This window comes from Variovorax sp. ISS6 (genome assembly GCF_056523145.1).
This window is the reverse complement of record NZ_JAWRZC010000002.1, coordinates 1,020,307-1,040,700: the sequence shown is the minus strand read 5'-3', so window position 1 is coordinate 1,040,700 and position 20,394 is coordinate 1,020,307. Positions and strand designations below refer to the sequence as shown.

At 63.2% G+C, this 20,394-nt stretch carries 18 protein-coding genes and 1 pseudogene; 9 read left to right on the top strand and 10 right to left on the bottom strand.

The window, feature by feature from the left end; all coding sequences use genetic code 11:
* Positions 1 to 28: 28 nt before the first annotated feature.
* The 3 genes from AC1HIL_RS36450 to AC1HIL_RS36440 are packed head-to-tail and all read right to left on the bottom strand — an operon-like array spanning position 29 to position 1,290.
* Positions 29 to 379, bottom strand: coding sequence for a hypothetical protein (locus tag AC1HIL_RS36450; protein WP_479668764.1), 351 nt, complete (start codon positions 377 to 379; stop codon positions 29 to 31).
* Positions 376 to 666: a DUF3253 domain-containing protein gene (locus AC1HIL_RS36445; RefSeq protein ID WP_479668765.1), complete on the bottom strand. Its 291-nt coding sequence runs from the start codon at positions 664 to 666 to the stop codon at positions 376 to 378. The genes AC1HIL_RS36450 and AC1HIL_RS36445 overlap by 4 nt, the downstream gene beginning before the upstream one ends.
* An 18-nt stretch (positions 667 to 684) precedes the next feature.
* Positions 685 to 1,290 carry a DNA-3-methyladenine glycosylase gene (locus tag AC1HIL_RS36440; RefSeq protein ID WP_422098469.1) on the bottom strand — a complete coding sequence of 202 codons (606 nt, stop codon included), beginning with the start codon at positions 1,288 to 1,290 and terminating at the stop codon, positions 685 to 687.
* Positions 1,291 to 1,438: 148 nt separating this feature from the next.
* On the opposite strand from AC1HIL_RS36440, the gene AC1HIL_RS36435 reads away from it, so the two are divergent.
* The gene (locus AC1HIL_RS36435; RefSeq protein ID WP_261211759.1) at positions 1,439 to 1,660 is read left to right on the top strand and encodes a hypothetical protein; all 222 of its coding nucleotides are present in this window, start codon (positions 1,439 to 1,441) and stop codon (positions 1,658 to 1,660) included.
* A 110-nt stretch (positions 1,661 to 1,770) separates the two neighbouring features.
* Here the strand turns inward: AC1HIL_RS36435 and mltA are convergent, their stop codons facing one another.
* Positions 1,771 to 3,162, bottom strand: a complete 1,392-nt coding sequence (mltA, locus tag AC1HIL_RS36430) for a murein transglycosylase A (RefSeq protein WP_422098467.1) — start codon at positions 3,160 to 3,162, stop codon at positions 1,771 to 1,773.
* Between the two features lie 744 nt (positions 3,163 to 3,906).
* Positions 3,907 to 4,692, bottom strand: coding sequence for a hypothetical protein (locus AC1HIL_RS36425; protein WP_479668766.1), 786 nt, complete (start codon positions 4,690 to 4,692; stop codon positions 3,907 to 3,909).
* A gap of 169 nt (positions 4,693 to 4,861) precedes the next feature.
* Here AC1HIL_RS36425 and AC1HIL_RS36420 point away from each other — a divergent pair, with 169 nt between their 5' ends.
* Complete coding sequence (locus AC1HIL_RS36420) at positions 4,862 to 5,272, top strand: hypothetical protein (RefSeq protein WP_057596354.1); 411 nt, start codon at positions 4,862 to 4,864, stop codon at positions 5,270 to 5,272.
* Positions 5,273 to 5,742: 470 nt separating this feature from the next.
* Positions 5,743 to 6,297 carry an Rrf2 family transcriptional regulator gene (locus AC1HIL_RS36415; protein ID WP_479668767.1) on the top strand — a complete coding sequence of 185 codons (555 nt, stop codon included), beginning with the start codon at positions 5,743 to 5,745 and terminating at the stop codon, positions 6,295 to 6,297.
* Positions 6,298 to 6,561: 264 nt separating this feature from the next.
* Here the strand turns inward: AC1HIL_RS36415 and AC1HIL_RS36410 are convergent, their stop codons facing one another.
* The 3 genes from AC1HIL_RS36410 to AC1HIL_RS36400 form a co-directional block, all read right to left on the bottom strand.
* Entirely contained in the window at positions 6,562 to 6,864 is a 303-nt protein-coding gene (locus AC1HIL_RS36410) for a hypothetical protein (RefSeq protein ID WP_479668768.1), read from the bottom strand.
* A 285-nt stretch (positions 6,865 to 7,149) separates the two neighbouring features.
* Positions 7,150 to 7,878 (bottom strand): hypothetical protein, encoded by a 729-nt coding sequence (locus AC1HIL_RS36405; protein ID WP_479672822.1) that lies wholly within the window; start codon positions 7,876 to 7,878, stop codon positions 7,150 to 7,152.
* Positions 7,793 to 8,536 carry a hypothetical protein gene (locus tag AC1HIL_RS36400; RefSeq protein WP_479672805.1) on the bottom strand — a complete coding sequence of 248 codons (744 nt, stop codon included), beginning with the start codon at positions 8,534 to 8,536 and terminating at the stop codon, positions 7,793 to 7,795. Before AC1HIL_RS36400 ends, AC1HIL_RS36405 begins: the two co-directional genes overlap by 86 nt.
* Positions 8,537 to 9,153: 617 nt before the next feature.
* Here AC1HIL_RS36400 and AC1HIL_RS36395 point away from each other — a divergent pair.
* The 3 genes from AC1HIL_RS36395 to AC1HIL_RS36385 all read left to right on the top strand — a co-directional run bounded on the left by AC1HIL_RS36395 (position 9,154) and on the right by AC1HIL_RS36385 (position 14,543).
* A complete protein-coding gene (locus AC1HIL_RS36395) occupies positions 9,154 to 10,350 on the top strand; it encodes a ParA family protein (protein WP_261211752.1) in 1,197 nt (398 codons plus the stop codon).
* A gap of 1 nt (position 10,351) precedes the next feature.
* Complete coding sequence (locus AC1HIL_RS36390) at positions 10,352 to 11,392, top strand: ParB/RepB/Spo0J family partition protein (protein WP_479668770.1); 1,041 nt, start codon at positions 10,352 to 10,354, stop codon at positions 11,390 to 11,392.
* Between the two features lie 2,896 nt (positions 11,393 to 14,288).
* Positions 14,289 to 14,543, top strand: a complete 255-nt coding sequence (locus tag AC1HIL_RS36385) for a hypothetical protein (RefSeq protein WP_479668771.1) — start codon at positions 14,289 to 14,291, stop codon at positions 14,541 to 14,543.
* 391 nt (positions 14,544 to 14,934) lie between these two features.
* Here AC1HIL_RS36385 and AC1HIL_RS36380 read toward each other — a convergent pair.
* Together AC1HIL_RS36380 and AC1HIL_RS36375 are read right to left on the bottom strand one after the other, a co-directional pair.
* A pseudogene (locus tag AC1HIL_RS36380) lies at positions 14,935 to 15,075 on the bottom strand (DapH/DapD/GlmU-related protein); the annotation flags it as partial.
* 1,282 nt (positions 15,076 to 16,357) lie between these two features.
* Positions 16,358 to 16,867, bottom strand: coding sequence for a hypothetical protein (locus AC1HIL_RS36375; RefSeq protein WP_479668772.1), 510 nt, complete (start codon positions 16,865 to 16,867; stop codon positions 16,358 to 16,360).
* Between the two features lie 201 nt (positions 16,868 to 17,068).
* Here AC1HIL_RS36375 and istA point away from each other — a divergent pair, with 201 nt between their 5' ends.
* The 3 genes from istA (at position 17,069) to AC1HIL_RS36360 (ending at position 20,393) form a co-directional block, all read left to right on the top strand.
* On the top strand, positions 17,069 to 18,562 hold the full coding sequence (istA, locus tag AC1HIL_RS36370; RefSeq protein WP_479668773.1) for an IS21 family transposase: 1,494 nt from the start codon (positions 17,069 to 17,071) through the stop codon (positions 18,560 to 18,562).
* On the top strand, positions 18,559 to 19,362 hold the full coding sequence (gene istB, locus AC1HIL_RS36365; protein ID WP_479668774.1) for an IS21-like element helper ATPase IstB: 804 nt from the start codon (positions 18,559 to 18,561) through the stop codon (positions 19,360 to 19,362). The genes istA and istB overlap by 4 nt, the downstream gene beginning before the upstream one ends.
* Before the next feature lie 734 nt (positions 19,363 to 20,096).
* On the top strand, positions 20,097 to 20,393 hold the full coding sequence (locus tag AC1HIL_RS36360) for a hypothetical protein (RefSeq protein ID WP_479668775.1): 297 nt from the start codon (positions 20,097 to 20,099) through the stop codon (positions 20,391 to 20,393).
* The last annotated feature ends 1 nt before the right edge of the window (position 20,394 follow it).

The window sequence follows — 20,394 nt, the reverse complement described above, 5'->3', positions numbered from 1 at the left end:
GCGGCCGTTCATGAACGCGCGGGGTCGATCAAGGCGCTTCCTCATTCAGACGGCGAAACCATTCGCCATACGGTGTGTTCTTGACCAGCTTGCGATTCATATCGGGGGAGCCGTCGGTCCACCACGGCGGGCCGCGCTCGCCCAGCCGACGCTTCGCATGGTCGACAAGGGCGCGCGCGTCCGCGCGCCTCTCGACGGAGGCAGATGCGCGCAGCGCGCGCCGTGCCGCCATCAGTTGGCAAACCCAGAAGTCTTTTTCGTCTTCCGGCAGTCCGGGGTTCGTTGCGCGCCACAGACGTCCACGTATCACCAGATAGCGGCCATCGGGTGTCACAAGGGGGCCGTCGACGGCCTGCGATCGGCTGTTGCTCCCGCTCACTTGCGCTCCTTCTCAAAGAGCAACGAGAGACGAATGGGCCCACCTTGCCCCATCGCGTCGACACGCGCCCCTTTGCGGGAGACGAGCAGTCGCCGGCGAAGGGCGAGTTCCTGGGCCACCTCGCGCACCTGCGGCATCAGGGCCCGCCAGTCCGACGGCGCGTTCGCCAGGGCTCGCGCAACCTCCGAAGGGCAGATGCTGGCTCCAGGCGCACGACGGGCCAGCAGCTCGAAGATTTCCGCTTCGACGGCCTCGTTCGTCACGACCGTCCGTGAGGCAACGCTCATGGCTGCTGGCCTCCCGCGTCAACCAAACCTGCGACTGACAAAGCGCGATCCTTTCAACCCAAAACGCCAAGGCGCATCGATCGCCTTCGAAATGCCGATGCGGACGCCGACCACCACATCCTGTGCCACGCTCGGCCCCTTCAGCTCGAAAGGCGCGCGGTCGAGCGGCAGGCCATCGTGCGAACCGGTGATCCCCAGCGCCTGGGCGACCCGCCCCGGCCCCGCGCACAAGAGCCGCGGCTCGAGAAGCCCTCGGCGTGCCTGCATCGCATCGAGACCGTCCGTCGGCTCCAGCGCGCGAATCAGGACACCGGCGCCGTGGCCCTCCTCCCGGCAGACGAAGTTCAAGCACCAATGCAAGCCGTAGGAGCGGTACACATAAGCGCGGCCTGGCGGACCGAACATCGTGGCGTTGCGCACCGATCGGCCGCCATAGCTGTGCGAGGCCGGGTCCAAGACGTCATAGGCTTCCGTCTCGACGATGCGCCCCCCGACCCCTTCCACCCAAAACGACGCACCGATCAATGCCCGCGCGAGCTCGGGCGACGAAACGCCAAAGTCGATGGAAGGCGAAGAGCACATGCCGGCAGCGTGCTGCCGGTGGCTGCCCAGCGATGTCGCCATCCCTCTGGCGCAGCTGTAGTCGCACGGCGCATCCAAGGCCTAGGCAGATGCCGGAGCAAGCTCACGGCAGCGCATCCAGGGCCTCGACATTGCACTCTTCGAGAACAAGGTGCACATTGGACTTTTTCTTCGCAAAAGGTGGTGACCGATGGCACTCGCTTTGCTTTCTGAAATTGCTGCAATCAAGCTGCCGCTCACTGTCATCGCGAGAGCGGACGTGCAGAAGGTGTCTCGCCTGGTTTACGCTGGCCTTGTGGAAGCGAGGTTTCGCACGCTCAGCGGGCAGTCGACGGGCTACTGCGATCCGCTCGAGGCGACGGTCACCGCGATCACGCCCGAGGGCTGGCTATCTCTCGGCCGCCGACAGTGAACCACGCAGTGGCTGCGGCGCGGCCTGTGTCCGCTGCCGTGGGCAATTCCTGAGAAGCTGCGAGACGCCCTGCGGCCCCGCATCCGGAATGGTGCCTCTTCCTCCGCGCTTCAATCGTTGACGCAGCTGTTCTCGTCCGCGACAAGGCATTCGGGAAGATCTTCCCCGACGGCACCGCCGCGCGTGCGCACCGCTGTGGAGGCCGCCTGTGCCACTGCCAAGTCGCGCGGCAGGAGGACCCAGAGTTGTCCTCGCTCCTTCATGCGCCGAGCCTGCGTCGCAGCTTGCTGGCCATTGCCGAAGAAGTAGTCCGCGCGCACTGCACCGCGAATGGCACCGCCCGTGTCCTGCGCGATCGTCAAACGGCGCATTGGCGCCCCGCTGCCTGGCGCGCGCGTGGACACGAACACGGGATACCCGAGCGGCGTGCTTCGCGGATCCACTGCGATCGAGCGTCCAGGCGATAGCGGCACCCCCAGCGCGCCAACCGGTCCTCCGCCAGGCGCATTGGCCTCCTTGAAAAACACGTAGCTTGGATCCTCGATGCCCGAGCCAGTCACCCGCTGTGCGGCGCGGCGTCCGGGCACCGCAACAGCGCCATTGACCTTGGGCAGGGCGAGTGTGAAGCCACGCGTGCGAACCACGGAGACGTCGGCGCTGCTGGCGGCCGCGGGTTGCACTGCTTCGTCCTCCTCATCGTCATTGTCGAGCTCGAGTTCCAGCGAGGAGCCGCGCACTTTCACGGGGCTGCGAGGTTTGCCGGACGCCGCCTGGGCCAGCGTGGGCCTGAACGGCTGACCGTTCTGCTCCGCGTAAGCAATGCGAATCACCTCGCCCGAGTCCAGACGAATGCGGCCAGAGCCCTGGATCTGCATCTCGTAGAGCGCAGAAGCGCTGTTCACAAAGGCGATGACCTTGGCATTCGGCGCACCCTTGGTTTCGATTTCTTTGCGTGTGTAGTAGGGCAGGAGCCGCTTTCCCTCGACACGAAGACGCACCTTGCGATCCAACGTGTCTCTGGTGATGCGCGAGAGATCGAGCGCGTACAGCCCTGCGCGGCCCATGTCACGCGTACTCAGTCCCGCTTGCACCACAACACTGCGCCCCGTCACACGCGCAGCGACGATCCCATCGCCTTTGGGAAGTTTTCGCGCGTCCGCAAACAGCATGTCTTGGGGCTGTGCATACACGGGGTAGATGTTGGGCGCGCCGTAGTGCCGACTGCCGCTGATCTCAGGCTCGAAGTAGCCGGTGACGACGCCGTCAGGGCGCCGATCATCGTCGCGGATCTGATAGGCCGAGAAATCGCGCTCGAAAAAATGGCGGATGGCCAAGTCATCGGCACGATCTACTTTTCGTGCACGATCGCAGACTTGCCGCCACGCCTGTGCTCGCCCCGACAAGACCTTGCAGCTGCCGAGAAACGCCGGCCATGTCTCCGAGAAATCATCCTGCCGCCAGCCGGGCAAGAGCTCGAAGCCCACCGAGGTATAGGTGGCCAATCGAGTGGAAAAAGTACGCGCTCGACCCGCGATCGCACCCGCGCTGCTCAATCCGGGTCCGCCGGCGAGGGATGCCTGCGACCCGCTCGATGGCGCTTGCCCTGTTGAGCGCGATGGAGAAGCCGGACGAGGACCCGGCAGCGGCGCTGATGCACGCGGTGTTGACGTTGCCGAGCGCTGCGCCGATGGGTTTGCCGACCACTCAGGTATCGCGCCGGGGCCTCCTGCACTGTCGACCGAATGGGAGTCACCCATCGTGCACGCTGCCAGTGTCACTGCGCCCAAGGCACTCAGGGCGACCCAGCGAGCAAGGGTCTTGTCTCGCAGTTGCATGCCGATTCCTCGCGAAGGAGCTTGCTGATGCGCCACGTGACCGACGAAGTGGCGCTGCGAACGGCCAAGCTTAATGCCGGCCAGGTGTTTGCGAATCGGGGCGACTGCCTAGCGCAAACGACGTAGGAACGCCGCACACGCGAGGACAAGGCTCGCCGCCGGGCCTTGCTTGGGCGCTGCAATGCGCAGGCAGCTGGCGCCTTGCTGTGGATGTACCTTCGCTGCCGATCCACTGCGGCGATAAACGATCTGCAGGCGGCTTGTTGAATCAAGCAGACGTCGTCAGCACTTCGATCGTGAGGTGGCCGCATTCGCCATGAAGCTCACCTTGATCCACAGGTCTCGACCTGACGCCTTCGCCGATGATGGATGGGAAGGTTGACGCCCCGCGCTGCAACGCTTCCTGGCTTCTCAAAGGACCATCCGGTCCCACGCCCGATTTGCCCACTCATACTTTCCGCAAGCATAGGAGACGAGCGTGTCCACCGCGGCTTCGCTGCTCATCGGCTGCGCAGCCCGATAGTGACAGCCCGTCGTGACCAGCTGGTGCTCGAGATGAAAACCCCGATCGTCGGCGTAGACCTGCATGTAGGTTCCATCGCGTCGCTCCACGATCGCGAAGGCATCGGGCGCTTCGGCCAGTCGAGGAATCCAGTGGCGCAGATTGTCCTCCGTCGCCTCCTTGCCGACACCAAAGTCGGGGCACTCCAGGAAGGGGCGCTGGTACTCTGCGCCGATATCGAAGACCAGGTGGGCATGCGCGCTCGATGCGTCCTGGTGGTACATCGCGATGAAGAAGCAATCCTTGGCAGCGAGCGGGACATGAACGAGGGAGATTCGTTGCACCTTGCAGCGCCTCGCGAGCACCAACTCAAGACTGGGTTCCGGTCCGAGCGGCAAGCGAAGCTCTTCGCGAAGACGCTGCGCAAGCGAAAGGGCATCGCGCTTGATGCGTTCCCCTGCCGCGAACTCCTCAGTGCCCTCCTGGAGAAGCGCCAGGTATTCGTGGAGTTGCATCAAACGCGAAGGCGTCGGCGCCGCGGAGCGGGAGGCGAACAAGGAGGCGATCTTGCGTGCGAGCATGCTGGCGACAGGATGAGTCAAGACGATCTGCGGCGATAGGATGCCGGCGAGCAAACGGCCTGTCCAGTTCACCGATGTCTTTCCGCTCGCCTTGAGCGACTTCGCGCCGACCACGCCGCAAGCGGCAGTGCGCTCACACTTGCGCTTGCAAGCAAGTGCGGTCCTTACCTAATGACCCGACGGACATCGTCCTACTTTGGGTCCGCACGTGGGTTCCTAGATTGACAGTCATTGGAGACGCACGGGGCGACTCCATCAATCATCAAGCCCAGGGGACTCATCCATGAAAAAGCATCTTCTCGTTCTCGCCATCGCATCCACCTGCTTCGCCATGAGCGCGGCCAACGCCGCCGAAGGCATGACCAAGGACCAGTACAACGTGGCCAAGGAAAAGATCGAGGCCGACTACAAGGTCGCCAAGGCCAAGTGCGACACGATGAAGGACAACGCCAAGGACGTCTGCGAGAAGGAAGCCAAGGGCACGGAGAACGTGGCGAAGGCGCAGCTGGAGCAGGACTACAAGCCCAGCGCCGCACACGCGAAGAAGGTCGCCGAGGAAAAGGCCAACATGACCTACGACGTTGCCAAGGAAAAGTGCGACGACCAATCGGGCGATGCCAAGAACTCTTGCGTGAGCCAAGCCAAGGCCGACCATGACAAGGCCAAGGCCGACATCAAAGCGATGAAGGGCTAAACCCATCCCGAGACGGCAAGACAAGGGGTACGCAATCAGGCGTACCCCCCTGCCTTCCTCTGTGCCCCGCCTTGCGCGGGGCATTCTTTTTCTGGCTTCAACCGGTTCCCAGGCGCCGGTCGCGCCTAACGGAGCGCACGAAAATATGCTAACGGCGCGTGTGAGATCGCACTGCTAGGTCAACACCCGCTGGCGCCGTAGACCGAGCTCTACACCAGAAGCACCCGACAGGTTTCACGCCTGCTTGGTCCCCAGCTTTGCACGGGAAAGCCCGTAGCGCCTCATCTGACGGCTGATCGCTCTGATGTCTTGGGTCCTGCACTGAGAGCGCAAGTAGCTTCGACCAAAACGTCGTGTTAGCAAACAGAGGCTGGTGCCACCGGACTCGAGTTGATGGCCGTCAAGTCACGGCGGCCCGTTTGTCGACGTGACGTGTTCCAACGAACAGAATCGATGAGAAGGAGCTTGTGATGCGATTGACCACCAAGGGTCGCTTTGCCGTGACCGCGATGATCGACATCGGGCTGCGTCGACAGCTGGGGCCTGTGAATCTGGCCGCCATCAGCCAGCGACAGCAGATTTCGCTGTCATACCTCGAGCAGCTCTTCGGCAAACTCCGCAAGCACAACCTGGTTGAATCGGTCCGTGGGCCCGGCGGGGGCTACCGTCTTGCTCGCCACAGCGCGGACATCTCGGTGGCCGACATCATTGCGGCCGTCGATGAGAGAGCCGCCCTCGGCAACGATGCGGATGATGCTGACGACCTGAGCGCGCCGGGTGCCTCGTCGTCGTCACTGGCGCGAAGCACCGAAGAACTCTGGGCTTCGCTGAATCAGCGCATGCTTGATTTTCTGCGCACAGTCACTTTGCAAAAGCTGGTCGAAGATCAAGTCGCCAAGGGCGCGCAGCTCGAAGCACCCACCCCGGCCAAGCGTGCGATCACCTCGCCAGCCCCCGTGAAACCCTTGCGCACCCGCGCCCCCAATTCGGTCTTCGCACTGGCCAATGCGATGTCGAAGCACTGATGCTGTCGCTCCAGTACTGCAAGCGCTGATCCAGCTGCAATCCACCATCACAAGCTTCACCTCATGCGCCGCGCGGTCGGCCATGAGAAGCCGTGAACCGGCTGGCCGCGAGCCGAAAGGGCATCCCGTTCACGAGTAAGCACGAGACGAGCTGAACAGGTTGCGCGAAACGCAATTTGATGTGCGCGTGCGCCTGGGCGCCACCCTTTCGGGGCATCTATCCCAACATACTCAGCGCTCGAACAGGTGCACCACACACGCCTTTCATGCCGCTGGCAGCTGCGACGTGGGCCGGCGCAGCCATGGCAAGTTCTTGCGTTCGCGCCAAGCAACCCAACCCAGTGGCAGGTCCGCGAGTTCAGCGAGCGTCTGGTCCAACTGCACCAGCTGACCCAGCCCGACGATCATCGCCTCCGACGCGGCGGCACCGCTGGCGGGCAGCATCTGCCAAGCACCGTCGTCCTCGTCGTGGAACACCTGCAGGATTGGCTCAGTGCCATTCATGATGGACTTCACGGTGAAGCAGGCAACGTTCGGGGCATCTTCGAAAGCCCAGGTATCAGACATATCTCTGCAGGCAGTTGTTGAATCACTGGCACCAGTGAAGTTAGAAGTTCGCTGTCGGACCTCGGCCGAGGTCACGGTACTGAAAGTGGCTGCACCTGGCCGATGGCGGCTGCTCGGCATCGTAGCGAAGCCGCTGCTTTCAACGCCGCATGCCCGGCATTTTCCGCCCCCAGCATGACCTCATCCTCGAGTGCTGTGGCGGATCAGAATGATCTGACGGGCAGTTGTCTGCTCGGCTTTGCACCACCGGCCGCGAGATGCACACGGCGAGCCGTCCAGGGGCGTCTACGCCGTGTTCCAGTCGGCGCCGTACGTGGCGGCCGCATAGGTCTGGACCACCATCGAGCCGAGCAGGCCGTGCATCACGTCACCTTGCGCCGCGCGCCGGCTCACGATCGCGGTCAACAGTCCCTTGGCGGCCAACGCCTGCAGCGCGCGATCCACCCATACCTGACGTTGTGCCTGCGGCAACGCCTCGATCTCTCTACGCATCGTGCGGATCCGCTCGCCGGCGGAATCGACGGGAGGGGTCGGGGTCGCGGATGGTGTGGCAACCGTGACGGCCGTCGTGGCGGCAGCAGCGCCCGACGATGCGACAGCTTCCGCGGCGGCCTGTGCCGGCGGCGACTCGAGATCCGGCTCTTCGTCTACGTCCGCCGGCGCAGGCGCCTCGCGCTCGTTGCGCAGCAACGAGCGAAGATAGGAATAGGCGTTGTCCACGGCGCGCAGCGAGTTGTTGGCCGCACGCCTCTCCAATGCATCGAGCTGCTCGCGCACCCGATCGTCGCCGAACTCTTTGATCAGGCCATCGAGCTTGATCTCTCGAATGCCCAGGGTTTCTGCGCGGAGCACAAGATTGGCGTCGACCGGCTTGTCCGCGCTTGTCGCAAAGGGCGAACGGGCACGACGGCGAACCGCAAACTGCACTTCATCGACCACCCTGCCCTGGCGATGCTCGATGAGCTCGATCTCCAGGTCGGTCTCCTGGTTGATCTCGGCCACCGCCTCCTTCACGCGCTCGTTCTTGAACTTGCGCCATTCGCGGCGGTCGCCACCAGGCAGATTGCTCAGCGCGTCGGTCCACCACCCCACCGGCTTGCGGCTCGTCACGCCGCCGGGATTGTCCCGGTAGCGCACGCAGAATCTCGTACAGGGCGATCGCGGCATAGGTGCTCAAGCGGGCAAGCACGTCGAGTTCGATGCGGGCCCAGCGCGAGGGCTCGCGCAGCGCCGTCATGATGGACGGGGGGAAGGACCAGCTGACCCAGGTCTCGCCGCGACGAACCTCCAGCGCGACTTCCGACAGCATGGAGAAACCGCGCCATTTGACCCCGTCGCCTGGCGCCGTGGATTCCCAGTCGACCTCCAGGCTTCTCATTTCGCCGAGGTAGCGTTTGGCGGCCGTACGATCGGCCCCATCGGACCCGGTGGTGCGCAGCACGGCCGCCAGGGGCGCCTCGAACATGAAGTCCGCCAACGGCATCGAGGCCATGGCGGTAAGGCGAGCCTGTGACACCTGCAGCAGCACCGTGTAAATGCGCCGGGCGGTCAACGTCACCCGTGCGGAGCGCGGGACCATCACGATCATCTCGTGTGGCTTGCGCAGTTCGAGCCCGTCGGTGCCCACGACGCGGGTGGGCCCCGAGGACGAAAGCGGGCTGGAAGCTGTCATCTCGCGATCATATGTCCAAGTCGCGCTGGACACCAAGCGGGCCTGCCTACCAATTTTGGCGTTGGCAAGTGTCCGAAGCTTGGTTAAACCGCGGACACTTCGCCTGCCGACGCACTTTTAGCCCGAGTAAAACACGGACAGGGGGCGAATTCGAAGACAGCCCAGCGCCTCATGCCCGCGAGTAAATCGCGGACACGAGACCGATTCCTCCTCCATTTTGGGTCGATTTGCCCCTGGTTAGATCACGGACGCGTGCCAAGAACGCGGCTTGAGGGCGGCCAAGTCGTCCTGTGGACAACCCGGCGGGGTGCTGTTAGACCACGGACGACTTCCGAGCAGGGCACGGACGGATCCGAGTAAAGCGCGGACGGATCCGCGTAAAGCACAGACAATTTGCCTCTAAAAATCATCATAAGTCGTTGATTTTAAAGGGGAAACTACGAATGGAAGTCTCTGCTAACTTCTTTAAAGGTATTAATACCTTCTTAAACTCGGGAGAAGTTATCCACAATCGAAGAGAACTTCAGCGAAACCTCTGCTGGTGGATTGCAGATTCTTCGAATTTCGACGAGTGCTGGGCATAATCGCATGACATCAGCAATTTGAGAGTTTCGCTCGTGGATATCAAACAAACCATCAAACGTCAGTCCCTCGAAGATATCGAGGCACAGGCGCAACGCATCGCCGGCATGATGGATCACATCCGCACGGCGATGCTGGCGCCGACCGCCACCAAGCTTGCACCGGCATTGGGTTCTGCGCAACTGGCAGACCTGTGTGGCGTCGACAAATCGAAGATCGCCTATCGCCTCACCCGCGGTGATCTGCCGGCGGGTTCGATCCAGGGAAATCGCCGCGAATGGTCGATGGGCGAAGCCCAACTGTGGTCGCGCGATTTCCGCAGTGAGCACATGCGCCCCAAGGGTGCCGCCGGCATCACCATCACGGTGGCCAACTTCAAGGGTGGCGTCGCCAAAACCACCTCCGCAGTGACCCTTGCCCAAGGTTTGTCGATGCGGGGTCACAAAGTCCTGCTACTCGATCTGGATCCCCAGGGATCGGCGACCACCCTCTTTGGCGTGCTGCCCGATGCCGAGGTCGACACCGAACACACAGCGATGCCGCTGTTTGCCGGCGACCAGGACGATCTGGCGTACGCGATCCGCACGACCTACTGGCCGAGCATTGACCTGGTCTGCGCGGCTCCCCTGCTCTACGGCGCCGAATTCGTGCTGCCAGCGCGGCAAGCCAAGGACCCGGGCTTCGAGTTCTGGCGCGTGCTCGACCGTGGCCTCGACACCCTGCGCGAGGCCTACGATGTGATCGTCATCGACACCCCACCCTCGCTGAGCTACGTCACCATCAACGCACTCATGGCCGCGGATGGTGTGATCATGCCCTTGCCGCCGTCTGCATTGGACTTCGCGAGCTCGGCCCAGTTCTGGGATCTGTTCTCCGACCTGTGCAACCAACTGATCCGCAGCCGCGGCAAGAACAAGAGCTTCGAGTTCATCGACGTGCTGCTCTCGCGGGTGGAGGCCTCCGACGCCGCGAGCTCGGTGGTTCGGCAATGGGTGCTCGAGGGCTACGGCGACAAGGTGCTGCCGATCGAGATTCCGAAGACGGCCGTCGCGGCCACGGCGAGCGCCGAGTTCGGGACGGTGTACGACCTTCCGCGTGGATCGGTGAGTTCGAAGACCTTCGCGCGGGCGCGCGATGCGTACGACAGGATGTGCGAGTTGGTGGAGCAACAGATACGGGCAGTCTGGGCACGTCAGCTGTCCGAAAACGCCATGCTGGTGGCAGGAGATTGATATGGGCTTGAGAGACAAAGCTTCCAAGATCGACTTTGCTTCGCTGACTGCCCCTGTTTCGGTGACGCCCGAAACCAAGCAGCCCAAGACGGCGCCTGGCGCCATGATGGCTTTTGCGAACGACGCGCGATCGGACCTGCTGCGCGAGAACGAGATCCTCAAGGAGGCCGCGGACAAGGCCGCGGGCCTCGAGGCGCAGCTGCAGGAAGTCCGCACAGAACTCGAAGGCTGGGAGGGCGCTCGCGCCACGCGCCACCTGGACCCCAAGCGCATTGGACGCAGCCGGTACGCGAACCGGCACGAGAGCAGTTTTGCGGGTGAGGATTTCGAACGGCTCAAGCGCGAGATCCAGGAGTCGGGCGGCAATGTGCAGCCGATCAAGGTGCGTCCGGCCAGCAAGCCGGGCGGCGAGTTCGACTACGAAGTGGTCTTCGGCCATCGCCGTCTCGAGGCGTGCACGCAGCTCGGTCTTCCCGTCCTGGCCGTCATCGACAACCTCGATGATCGGTCGCTCTTCGTCGAGATGGAGCGCGAGAACCGTGAGCGCCAGGATCTGTCGCCGTGGGAGCAGGGGATGATGTACCGGCGCGCGCTGGACCTGGGTCTCTTCACCTCGAACCGCGCCTTGGCCACGGCGCTGGGCATCGATCACAGCAACGTGGGCAAGTCGCTCGCGTTGGCGCGGCTTCCGGACGAAGTAGTCGCTGCCTTCCGGTCGCCACTTGAGATCCAACTGCGCTGGGCGCCCTTGCTCAATCGCGCGCTCGAGTCGGACGCGGAAGGCGTGCGAGCCCGGGCCGAAAAGTTGTTGACCCAAGCGGCGCGACCGGCTGCCAAGGAAGTGCTGGCCAAGCTTCTGGTCGCCGATACCGAACTTCAGGTCGATGCGAAACCCCACACGCTGACGGTCAAGAACAAGAAGGCAGCAACGCTAAGCTTCGATGCGGACGGCCGGGCGAATGTGCGCATCCACGTGCCGCTGTCTGTCGAGCGCCGCGCGTCCCTGGAGAAGCTGTTAGCGGAGTTCCTGCATAACGAGTAAGCAGACTGCCCAGCGGCAGTAGTGCAGAGACGAAAGAGGGGTGTGGTTCGGAACCACACCCCTTTTTCTTGGCCTGTTCGTTGCGCTTGTCGAACCGAGCCCAATCAATACCTGGATGGAATGCGCGCCCCCTCGATAGATAGGCAATTCGAACGAAGAGAAAGTAGCGCCAGTCTCTGAGGAAGGAGTCGCCCGAGGGCAGGGCGCTGCGCGCAGATCCCACGCCAGGCGTTGTTCGTCCCCGCGGATGCTGCCCGGATCAGTGTTGGTTGGAGGGCTTTGCAGGAGTCCGCGCCGAGCGGGTCAAAGTGCGAGGCGTCAGCTTGCCGCGGCTTTTCTCTTGGTCCCTCTTGGGCTCGTAAACCGCAGGGGGTGTGGTTCGGAACCACACCCCTTTGCTTTTTCTCTCCTCGCGCCGGCTGAGTACGAGCGATTGATCTTGGCTCTACCCTCGGAAGGGGCGAAAAGGGATTAAAGAAAAGCCCCTTGTCACCAGCGACGTGGGATCGCCGCTGATCGGCGCCGCTCCTCCGAAGCCGCTAGACCGCACCGGTCCCGCGGGAAAGGACCACCGGCTACAGGAGATCCGCTGAGGGAGATTCAGGCAGTCGCCCTGACCAGTTTTCTCTGACGCGAGGTGAACTCGAGGCTTGGAGGAGGCGGGCGGGAAAGCGAACAGGTGTGGTTCCGAACCACACCCCCTTTTTCCATCCAATGGACCGGCAATATCGGCGCCTTCGTAAAGGCCGCGCAGGTTACACAGAAGCTGTTTGATGACAACTAAAGTGATCGAGCGCGAGTTGCTCAACTCGCTGCACAGGGGCCCAGCGAGAAATTCAGCCCATCAGGAAAAAGAACGTGGGACGGTCGTGTCATCTTTGCGAACGCGACTCGGAAGCCATCCGGCCAGTGGGCAATCAGAATCAACATGCCTGCGACACCGTCCGGCTGACAAACGCGTCAGCCGACGCAGATCCGACCGGTGCCTCGATCAGGGTGAGTAGCAGAAACGACGACACCGGTGACCCGCGCTATTCCCAAATCCTTGTCAGCCGTCCGAGCTGCCGCAAGGAACATTGAGGGGTGGTTCCGAACCACACCCTCTCAACCCATTCTCAGGGCGGCGATACTATAGAAGCGATTTGCAGGTTCCGGAGGGGGACACCTCGGAAATCCCTCGTCCTTTTGTGAGCGGCTGGGACTGTCCGTACGGCTGCTGAAAGTGTCTCGGCCGGGTGTGGTTCGGAACCACCCCCCAACCTAAGAACATTCCATGGATGATTTTGGGGCGAGTGGCATCGCAGGGGGAAACATCTCCAAGATCGATCCCCGCCGTGAGGGAGGTTGAGCTACTCATACCGTCTGGGCCGTAACCCGAGAATCCACTTAAGAAGCTCGGCACCGATTTTGTGGAATCCTGGGAAACCAAACTGTCCGTGCTTTACTCGCTTCCCAGTTGGCTGGGTCGACGGAGCCGGGCCTGCTGGTGGGCTCGAGGACGCATCGTCGGGCACCTCAGCTTCAGCACGCACCGCAAGCCTTTCTTCACAGCGCAGGCTTGTTGTTGGGGCCACGCTGGAGCCAGTAGATTGAGGCTACGCCTAAGCACCTGTCCCTTGCGACAGACATCGGCTTCGCCGCCGTGCAGCCCATCCTGAACCCCCAGGCTAGAGCGGCGGCAGGGGCAGCTAGCGACACTTTTCGCCAATCAAGCTTGTCGAGCAGCGCTCGGTTTCTTACCCTGGAAGCTCAGGTCACGTCGTGCATCACCGATCGCAAGTCCGAAGGCGAAGGGTCAACCCCACACATGCTGTTGAAGGCCAACAGTTCCGATTCAAATACAAGTATGCGCACACTTGATATTGAAACTCCGTATTAGTGCGATAGGAGATTCGAAGATCATTGCCGGATTCACTTGGTCCTTGCGCTCTGCCTTATGGCAGTCAGCGAGGCTCATGACCTGGCCGCAACGACCTGTCCAAAAGCCGGGGAAGCGGACTACGGGGGGTCGCACATTCCCATCAGTAAAGCCAGAAAAGCTGGCGGTACAGCAGCCTAGAGAAGTAGTTCTAAAGGCCTCCAGGGACACTCGCTGCGGCGCCGACATGGGATTAGGGCAAAGTGAGCCTCCACTCGTCGGCATCAAAAGTAGACGCTAAGTCGTTGATCTTTATAAAGATTCAGCTAACCTGCTTTTGCATGAGGGGTTTGTGCATCGAAAAATAACATGGATGATTATTGAGCGCGACGTGCAGCTCGAATGAGGAGAGAAGACGGCCCAGGCGTTCGGGGCAGTTGTCGAGGCTGGGCGGACACGCCCCCAGACAGCGCTCGCGCGCATACGAGTGGAGCGACCGCATGGTCGACATGCGTCGTTCAGGCGACCATGCAGCTGCGGAGAAACCAGACCGTCTGAGACCGCGCCTTCTTCCTCAAGTCAGCGGCCAGTGTCGGGTCGGCTCTGTCCGAGCTCAGCGATCAGCGCCGGGCAGTAGTTGCCGGACAGCCAGCGAACCTCGGCGGCTGGCACCCCGGGGGGGCCGCCGACCATTTCCCCGCTGGCGCCGTCCGACCTTCGCGCAGCGCGCCGTCGAACCCGCGCGAATCTTGCTTCTCGCCATCAGATCCGCCTGTGGGATCGCGACCGCTCGCGCTGGGCACGAAGCTGCCGACGCCAAATCCGCAGGAGGACGTTCGAGTACAGTCGTTTTGCCCGCCAGCATCAACGAACTGCCATGCCGAAGACATTGTCCCAACCGATCTGCCTTCTATCTGGGGACACGCGTGGGCTGACCGGGCGACATTCCTTTGGGAATCGCTGGACCTTTGCCGACTCAGTGAGTACGTGACGGCCCGTCCGGATGCTCCGGGCCGTCGACGGCCGTGGCTACAGTCGATGGCGGCCCTCGTGGTCGCGGCCTTGATCGGCTGGGGTTGCCTTGTGGGCGCGATCGAGGTGGTGGAAAGCCTGCGCACCGGGGTGCTCAACGACCGCAAAGGACCTGACGTCCTTGCAGCCGAGCAGCCTGTCGTGTACTGGGCCCTGATCGGGTTCTACACGGTGGCAACCCTGACTGCGGCCGGCTTGGCGCTGTTGCTGCTGGCCATTGCCGTGCGCGATCTCGTTGGTGCAAGAGACGCTGGCCGATAAATGCGCGATGGACGCACCCGGCTACCTGCTGGCCGGCGGCGACCAGCCCGTTGTGGCTCGTTCGTGCGGCCCAGCTTTCCTGGCCGACGCACAAACGCCTGCGTGGCGACGCCGAAGGACCGCCTCTGGCAGATTCTGCCTCTTGGTCATTCTTCCCGCAGCCAGGCGGCACGACGGAGTGCTCAGGGACGAGCTATCGCACGAACTGGGGATAGTTCGATGACGGTGGGCGATGGAGCGGTGTCGTTCCACAGCAGCGGCCTGCGCTCTAAGACGACATCCACCCGCGGCCGTCCTGGCTTTGCGGAAAGCCACGCTCCGGGCGCGACGGCACTGGGCTGCCAAATGCCCGCGAAGGCTATGAGCGAGAGGGCGAGACTTGGGCTTTGACGCGCGCTGGGTTACCGAACACCGTCGCGCCTTGCGGCACGTCACGCGTGACCACGCTCCCGGCTCCGATGACCGCGTCATCGCCTACCGTGATGCCGGGCAACAGAATGGCGCCGCCCCCGATCCACACGTTGCGCCCGATCCGGATAGGGCGCCCGAACTCGAGCCCGGTCTCGCGTTCTGCTGCGGTGCGCGGGTGGTCCGCCGTCAGGATCTGCACGTTCGGCCCGATTTGCGTCTTGTCCCCGATATGGACCTCCACCACATCCAGGATGACACAGCCGAAATTGAGGAATGCGCCAGACCCCAGATGGATGTTGAAGCCGTAGTCGCAGTGGAAGGGCGGCCGGATCGTCGAGCCATCTCCCACAGTGCCCAACCGCTCGGCCAGCAGCACGCGTCGATCGGCAGTGGCCATGCCCAGCGCGGCGTTGTAGCGCACCAGCCATTCCCGGGTCGCCGCCAGGTCGCCCTGGAGCTCGGCATTCGCCTGGGTCATAAAGCTCGCCAGCCAGCATCTTCTGTTTCTCAGATCTCATCGAAGGCACTCCATGTCGTCGGTCGTGCCAGCCATGCAGGCCATGGCCGGCTGATCGCAAGCCTAAGCGCCCGGAGCAGCTGTTGATGTAGGAGCCCGGGCGCAGTCAACCGGCCGATCGAAGGAGAGGACAGCCTTGATCTCGGCGTTGAGGGCATGAACATCTCCCTGGTGCAACTGGCCCGTTCCCAAGGTGCTCAAAGACCTGCTTCAAGGCGCACAAAACGTCGGCGCCCCCCCAACTGTTATCATGACCACTCAAAGACAGTTCGAGAGCGAGTGCGTATACGAACTAGCTGCCTGGAAACAGGTCCTGCACACCAGCAGGGGTAACAGAGCCTCGCAGCGATAGCCCTCGGGCTGTCAAGGGAAGGGCCTTCGGGCCCTTTTTCTTTGGCCGCGCCGATCCCAGCACCCTCCCCAAAAGAAACCCGACCAGGCATGGCCTGGGCGAGATTAAGACCCTGGCGCTCACACCAGTGCGAGGTCTCACAGTGGCGACACCGTGAGGGGTAAGGCCGCTGTTGGGGCCTCATGCCTCACGGTACTGCGCGCGCAATTTGTCGAGTTCTGAATTGTTAGCGTATCTGCTTGGCGACCGGCGGGCTCCGTGGAGGCGAATCCCTTGATGAACACCTCGGACATGCTGTCCAACCGGGAGTCAGCATTCGAAGGAAAATCAACAACCTGTCCATGAGGCGAGAGGCCGTCGGCACCTGCGCCCTCCGCAGGAGTCAGCGCGAAACGCGAGCCACTGCCCATGGTGAACTGACTGGATTCGCCCGACCATGGGCGCTGAACGAGCCGGCGATCCAGCATGCCGTGTCTCGACGCCTTCCCGGACGCAACTGGCTCGCGGCACAAACCGGTGGAACTCGTCGCGGGCTCAGACAAAGAGGGCGTTCGTGCCTGGCGAGGCGGTCTTGGCTCGCGCGGAAAACCCCTCGTAGAAGAAAACGATGTTGTTCGCCGGGTCACCCGAAAGTCGCCCCCGAACCTTGTCGAACGTCATCATCGCCACGCTGAACTTCGGTGGCCCGACGACCAGGACGGGCTGCGATCGAGCTTCATGCCACTGGTAGGTGCCACCGTGTTGTCGACGTCCAACTTCGAGGATGTAAGACCCCATCAGTTCGACCAAGGCCTTCACATCCGCAGGCGGCATTTCCTTGGCATATGGCGACGCCTCCGCCAGCATCTCCTCCACGATGGAAAGACTCTGCTCGGAGTAATCGAGCCGTCCTCCGGCGCGCGCCTGGAACTGGGACACGGCCAGTGCGGCCTTCTCGCGGACCTGCGCCGCGAGGTCGGGGCCTTGGGCCGACGCCGGCGAAGGCTCCACCATAGTCAGAGCGAGCAACGCTGCGAGGGCCGGGACAAATCGAAAAATGGTCATGCTGCGCGTCGGATGGGCGGGCAGGGGGAAGGCCCGCGATAGCGCGGAACACCAACCCTGCCCGGAGTCCCTCTTTGGGCTGGCCAGCGACAATTATCTTGAGCGCTCGACGACAACTATCGTGAGCGGTTGACGCACGCAGTCCGGGGTGCGTTTGCGGTCGGGTTCTACAGTGGATTGCCTCTTCAGGAGGCAGCCACAGTGCCCGGCGATCGCATATCGGATCTTCAAGTGACCAAGTACAAGCAATTGCGCGGCAAGCACACCCAGGAGGTTGCAGCAGCCAAGACCGGCATCAGCGTGGCCAGCGCGCGGAGGATCGAATCCGCGGTGCTGTTGCCATCCCAGAGGCCGCCGCGCAATTGGCGCACGCGTGCTGACCCGCTGCAGGATGTATGGCAGTCGGAGGTGGTGCCGATGCTCGAGTCGGCACTTAGCCTGATGGCCGTCACGGTGCTGGAGGAATTGCAGCTTCGTTACCCGCAGCGCTTCGATGGTGCGGTGCTGCGCACGCTGCAGCGACGGGTGCGCCAGTGGCGTGCCGAACACGGTGGAGATCGTGAGATCTTCTTTGCCCAGGTACACCCGCCGGGCCGACTTGGCCTGTCGGACTTCACGGTATGCGATAGCCTGGGCGTCACCATTGCCGGAGTTGTCTTGCCGCATCGGCTGTACCAGTTCGCCTTCGCCCACAGTGGCTGGCGCCACGCCCGCATCGTGCTCGGCGGCGAGAGCTTCCAGGCGCTGTCCAGCGGTCTGCAGGAGGCGTTGTGGATGGCTGGCGGCGGGCCTGAAGAGCATCGCACCGACAGCTTGTCGGCGGCCTTCAACAATCTGGCCGAACAGCAGGAACTCACGGCCCGTTACCGCGAGCTGTGCGAGCACTACGGGCTGCGCGGCAGCCGCAACAACCCCGGCGAGAGCCATGAGAACGGCGCCATCGAATCGCGTCAGGGCAGCCTGAAGGTCGCGCTCGAGCAGGCCTTGCTGCTGCGTGGCACGAGGGAGTTCGCTGACATGGAGGCGTACGGTCAGTTCGTCGCCGAGACGGTGCGCAGGTTGAACGCACGCTGTGCACGAGCTTGGGAAGTCGAGCGCGCGAGCCTACGGCCGTTGCCGGTGCGACGCACCGTCGACTTCGAGGAGGTCGACGCGCGCGTCAGCAAGTACGGCGTCTTCACCGCCAAGGGCGTGACCTACAGCGTCCCCTCACGCCTGATCGGCCACCGGCTGAAGGTTCGGCTGCACAGCGCACACATCGAAGCCTGGCTGGGCGGCGTGAAGGTGTTCGAGTGCGAGCGACTTCGCGGCAGCGTCCAGGACCGGCATCCCAAGCGGATCGACTGGCGACACATGATGCCCTCGCTTCGACGCAAGCCGGGCGCCTTCGCACGGTGGGTGATGCGAGACGCCATGTTCCCGCGCAGCGAATATGCCCAGGCCTGGCAACGCATCAGCCAACGGTTGAGCGAGCGCGAGGCCTGCCGGTTGATGGTCAACCTGCTGGATCTGGCCGACCGGGCCAACGTCGTGGTTGAGCTCGCCCGCGTGCTCGCGGCATTGGGTGAGCGCGATGAACTGCCCGACATCGACGTATTGCGGGCACAGTTCGCGCCGCGCCCAACGTTGATGCCGGTGGTCGAGGTGATGCTGCCGCCAGCAGCGGTGTATGACGAACTGCTGGAAGCCGCATGAATACGACGGCCACCACGCGCACCGCGGCCGATGCCGCGCGGCTGCCTCTGATGCTGGGGGAGTTGAGGCTTCCCACGATGAAGCGGCTGTGGGCCGATCTGGCCGAGCAGTCCAACCGTGATGGGTGGACGGCCGAGCGCTTCCTCGGCACCCTGCTCGAGCAGGAGGTGAACGAGCGCGAGACGCGCCGGCTTGCACGAGCCCGGGTCGACAGCCATCTGCCGCCAGACAAGAGCCTGGCGAGCTTCGACTTCGACGCCGTCGCGACGATCTCCAAGGCGCACATCACCGCGTTGGCCGAGGCCGACGGGTGGATCGCACAGGGGCACAACCTGCTCGCCTTCGGGCCGCCAGGCGTAGGCAAGACGCACCTGATTGCCGGCATCGGCCACGCGCTGATCGATCAAGGCTACAAGGTGCTCTTCGTGCGCACGAGCGAGCTCGTGCAGCGGCTGCAAGCTGCGCGCCGCGATCTGCGTCTACCGGCCGAGTTGGCCAAGCTCGACCGCTTCGATCTGCTCGTGTTGGACGACCTTAGCTATGCCAGGAAAGACCAGGCCGAGACCTCGGTGTTGTTCGAGCTGATTGCCGAGCGCTACGAGCGCAAGAGCATCGCCATCACGGCCAACGCACCGTTCTCGGCGTGGGACGAGGTGTTCGCGGACAAGGCCATGACGGTGGCGGCCGTGGATCGGCTGGTGCACCAATCGACGATCCTGGAGATGAACGTGGACAGCTACCGCCGCCGCGCTGCGTTGCCGGCTCGCCGGCAACGCAGCGCAACGACAACGACTCAATGACCACACTCGACCGCACCGCTCAAGATAGTTGACGCTGACCGCTCAGAATAGTTGACGCCGGGCACTTTGGGCTGCTGGGCGCAGCCGCTCAGCATCGTAACGGCCCCGTGTCGATCCAGCGTGACTTCGCCCAAGGCACATCTCAGGGCCGGCACCAGCACGCACATGCGAGGGTCACAGCCGGTGAGCACTCACCCCCAGCGGTACGCGGGCAAGACCCGCCAGCCTTGACGATCAAGCCGCCGCGGAACGCGGACGTCGATTCGGCATGGCTTCGCGCGATGCGTATTCCGCCTTGGCCCGGTTGACTGCCTCTTCCGGGAGCAGCTGCAGCTTTCGGCAGCTCGAACACTGATACAGGCGACGTTGGGAGAACAAGCGCATCCACCCTCGTCGCTCCACGCGTCCCAGGTGATTGGCAGTGCAGTCGCAGGCAGAGAAGAAAGACATGTTCGCAAAGAGAAGAGTTGCGTCCATCGTTGCCGGCAAGCGTGACGGATCCCTCGCTTGTCGTGGCCATGGTGAGGCGCATCACACATGGCGCGCTTTTCTTCCCTTGATGCCGGTCGCGAGGCGCAGCACCTGTGATTTGATTGCATTTTGTTTCATTGGGCCTAGCATTGCAACCAAATGATTACATTGTCTCGGCGTGGGGGTTGATACCAGCGGTAGAAGTGCGCCTCAGGTGCGTGACCGTTTGGACCGGCCGGCAACGCCCTCTGGTGAGGTTGCTCATGACAGACACCATCTCGCAGGTTTTCGAGTTGCCAAGGCAGTTGGACGACCGCGTGCGCGTGTCACGTCCGGTCCGTGCCGTGTTCCGCGTGGCTTCCCGGGAAGAGGTGAACCGATGGCTCCTCGGGAAAAGCGGGGAGGCCATGACCGATCAAGACCTGGTGCTGAAGTACGTCGTCGAAGTTCGCGATCTCTCGCACGACGACGAACCCCGCCTGTCCGTCGAGGACCTCGCGAGTGACGGGCGAGCCGCGGCGATGCTCGCCGCCGTCTTCCTCCGCAACATCGAAGGGTGAG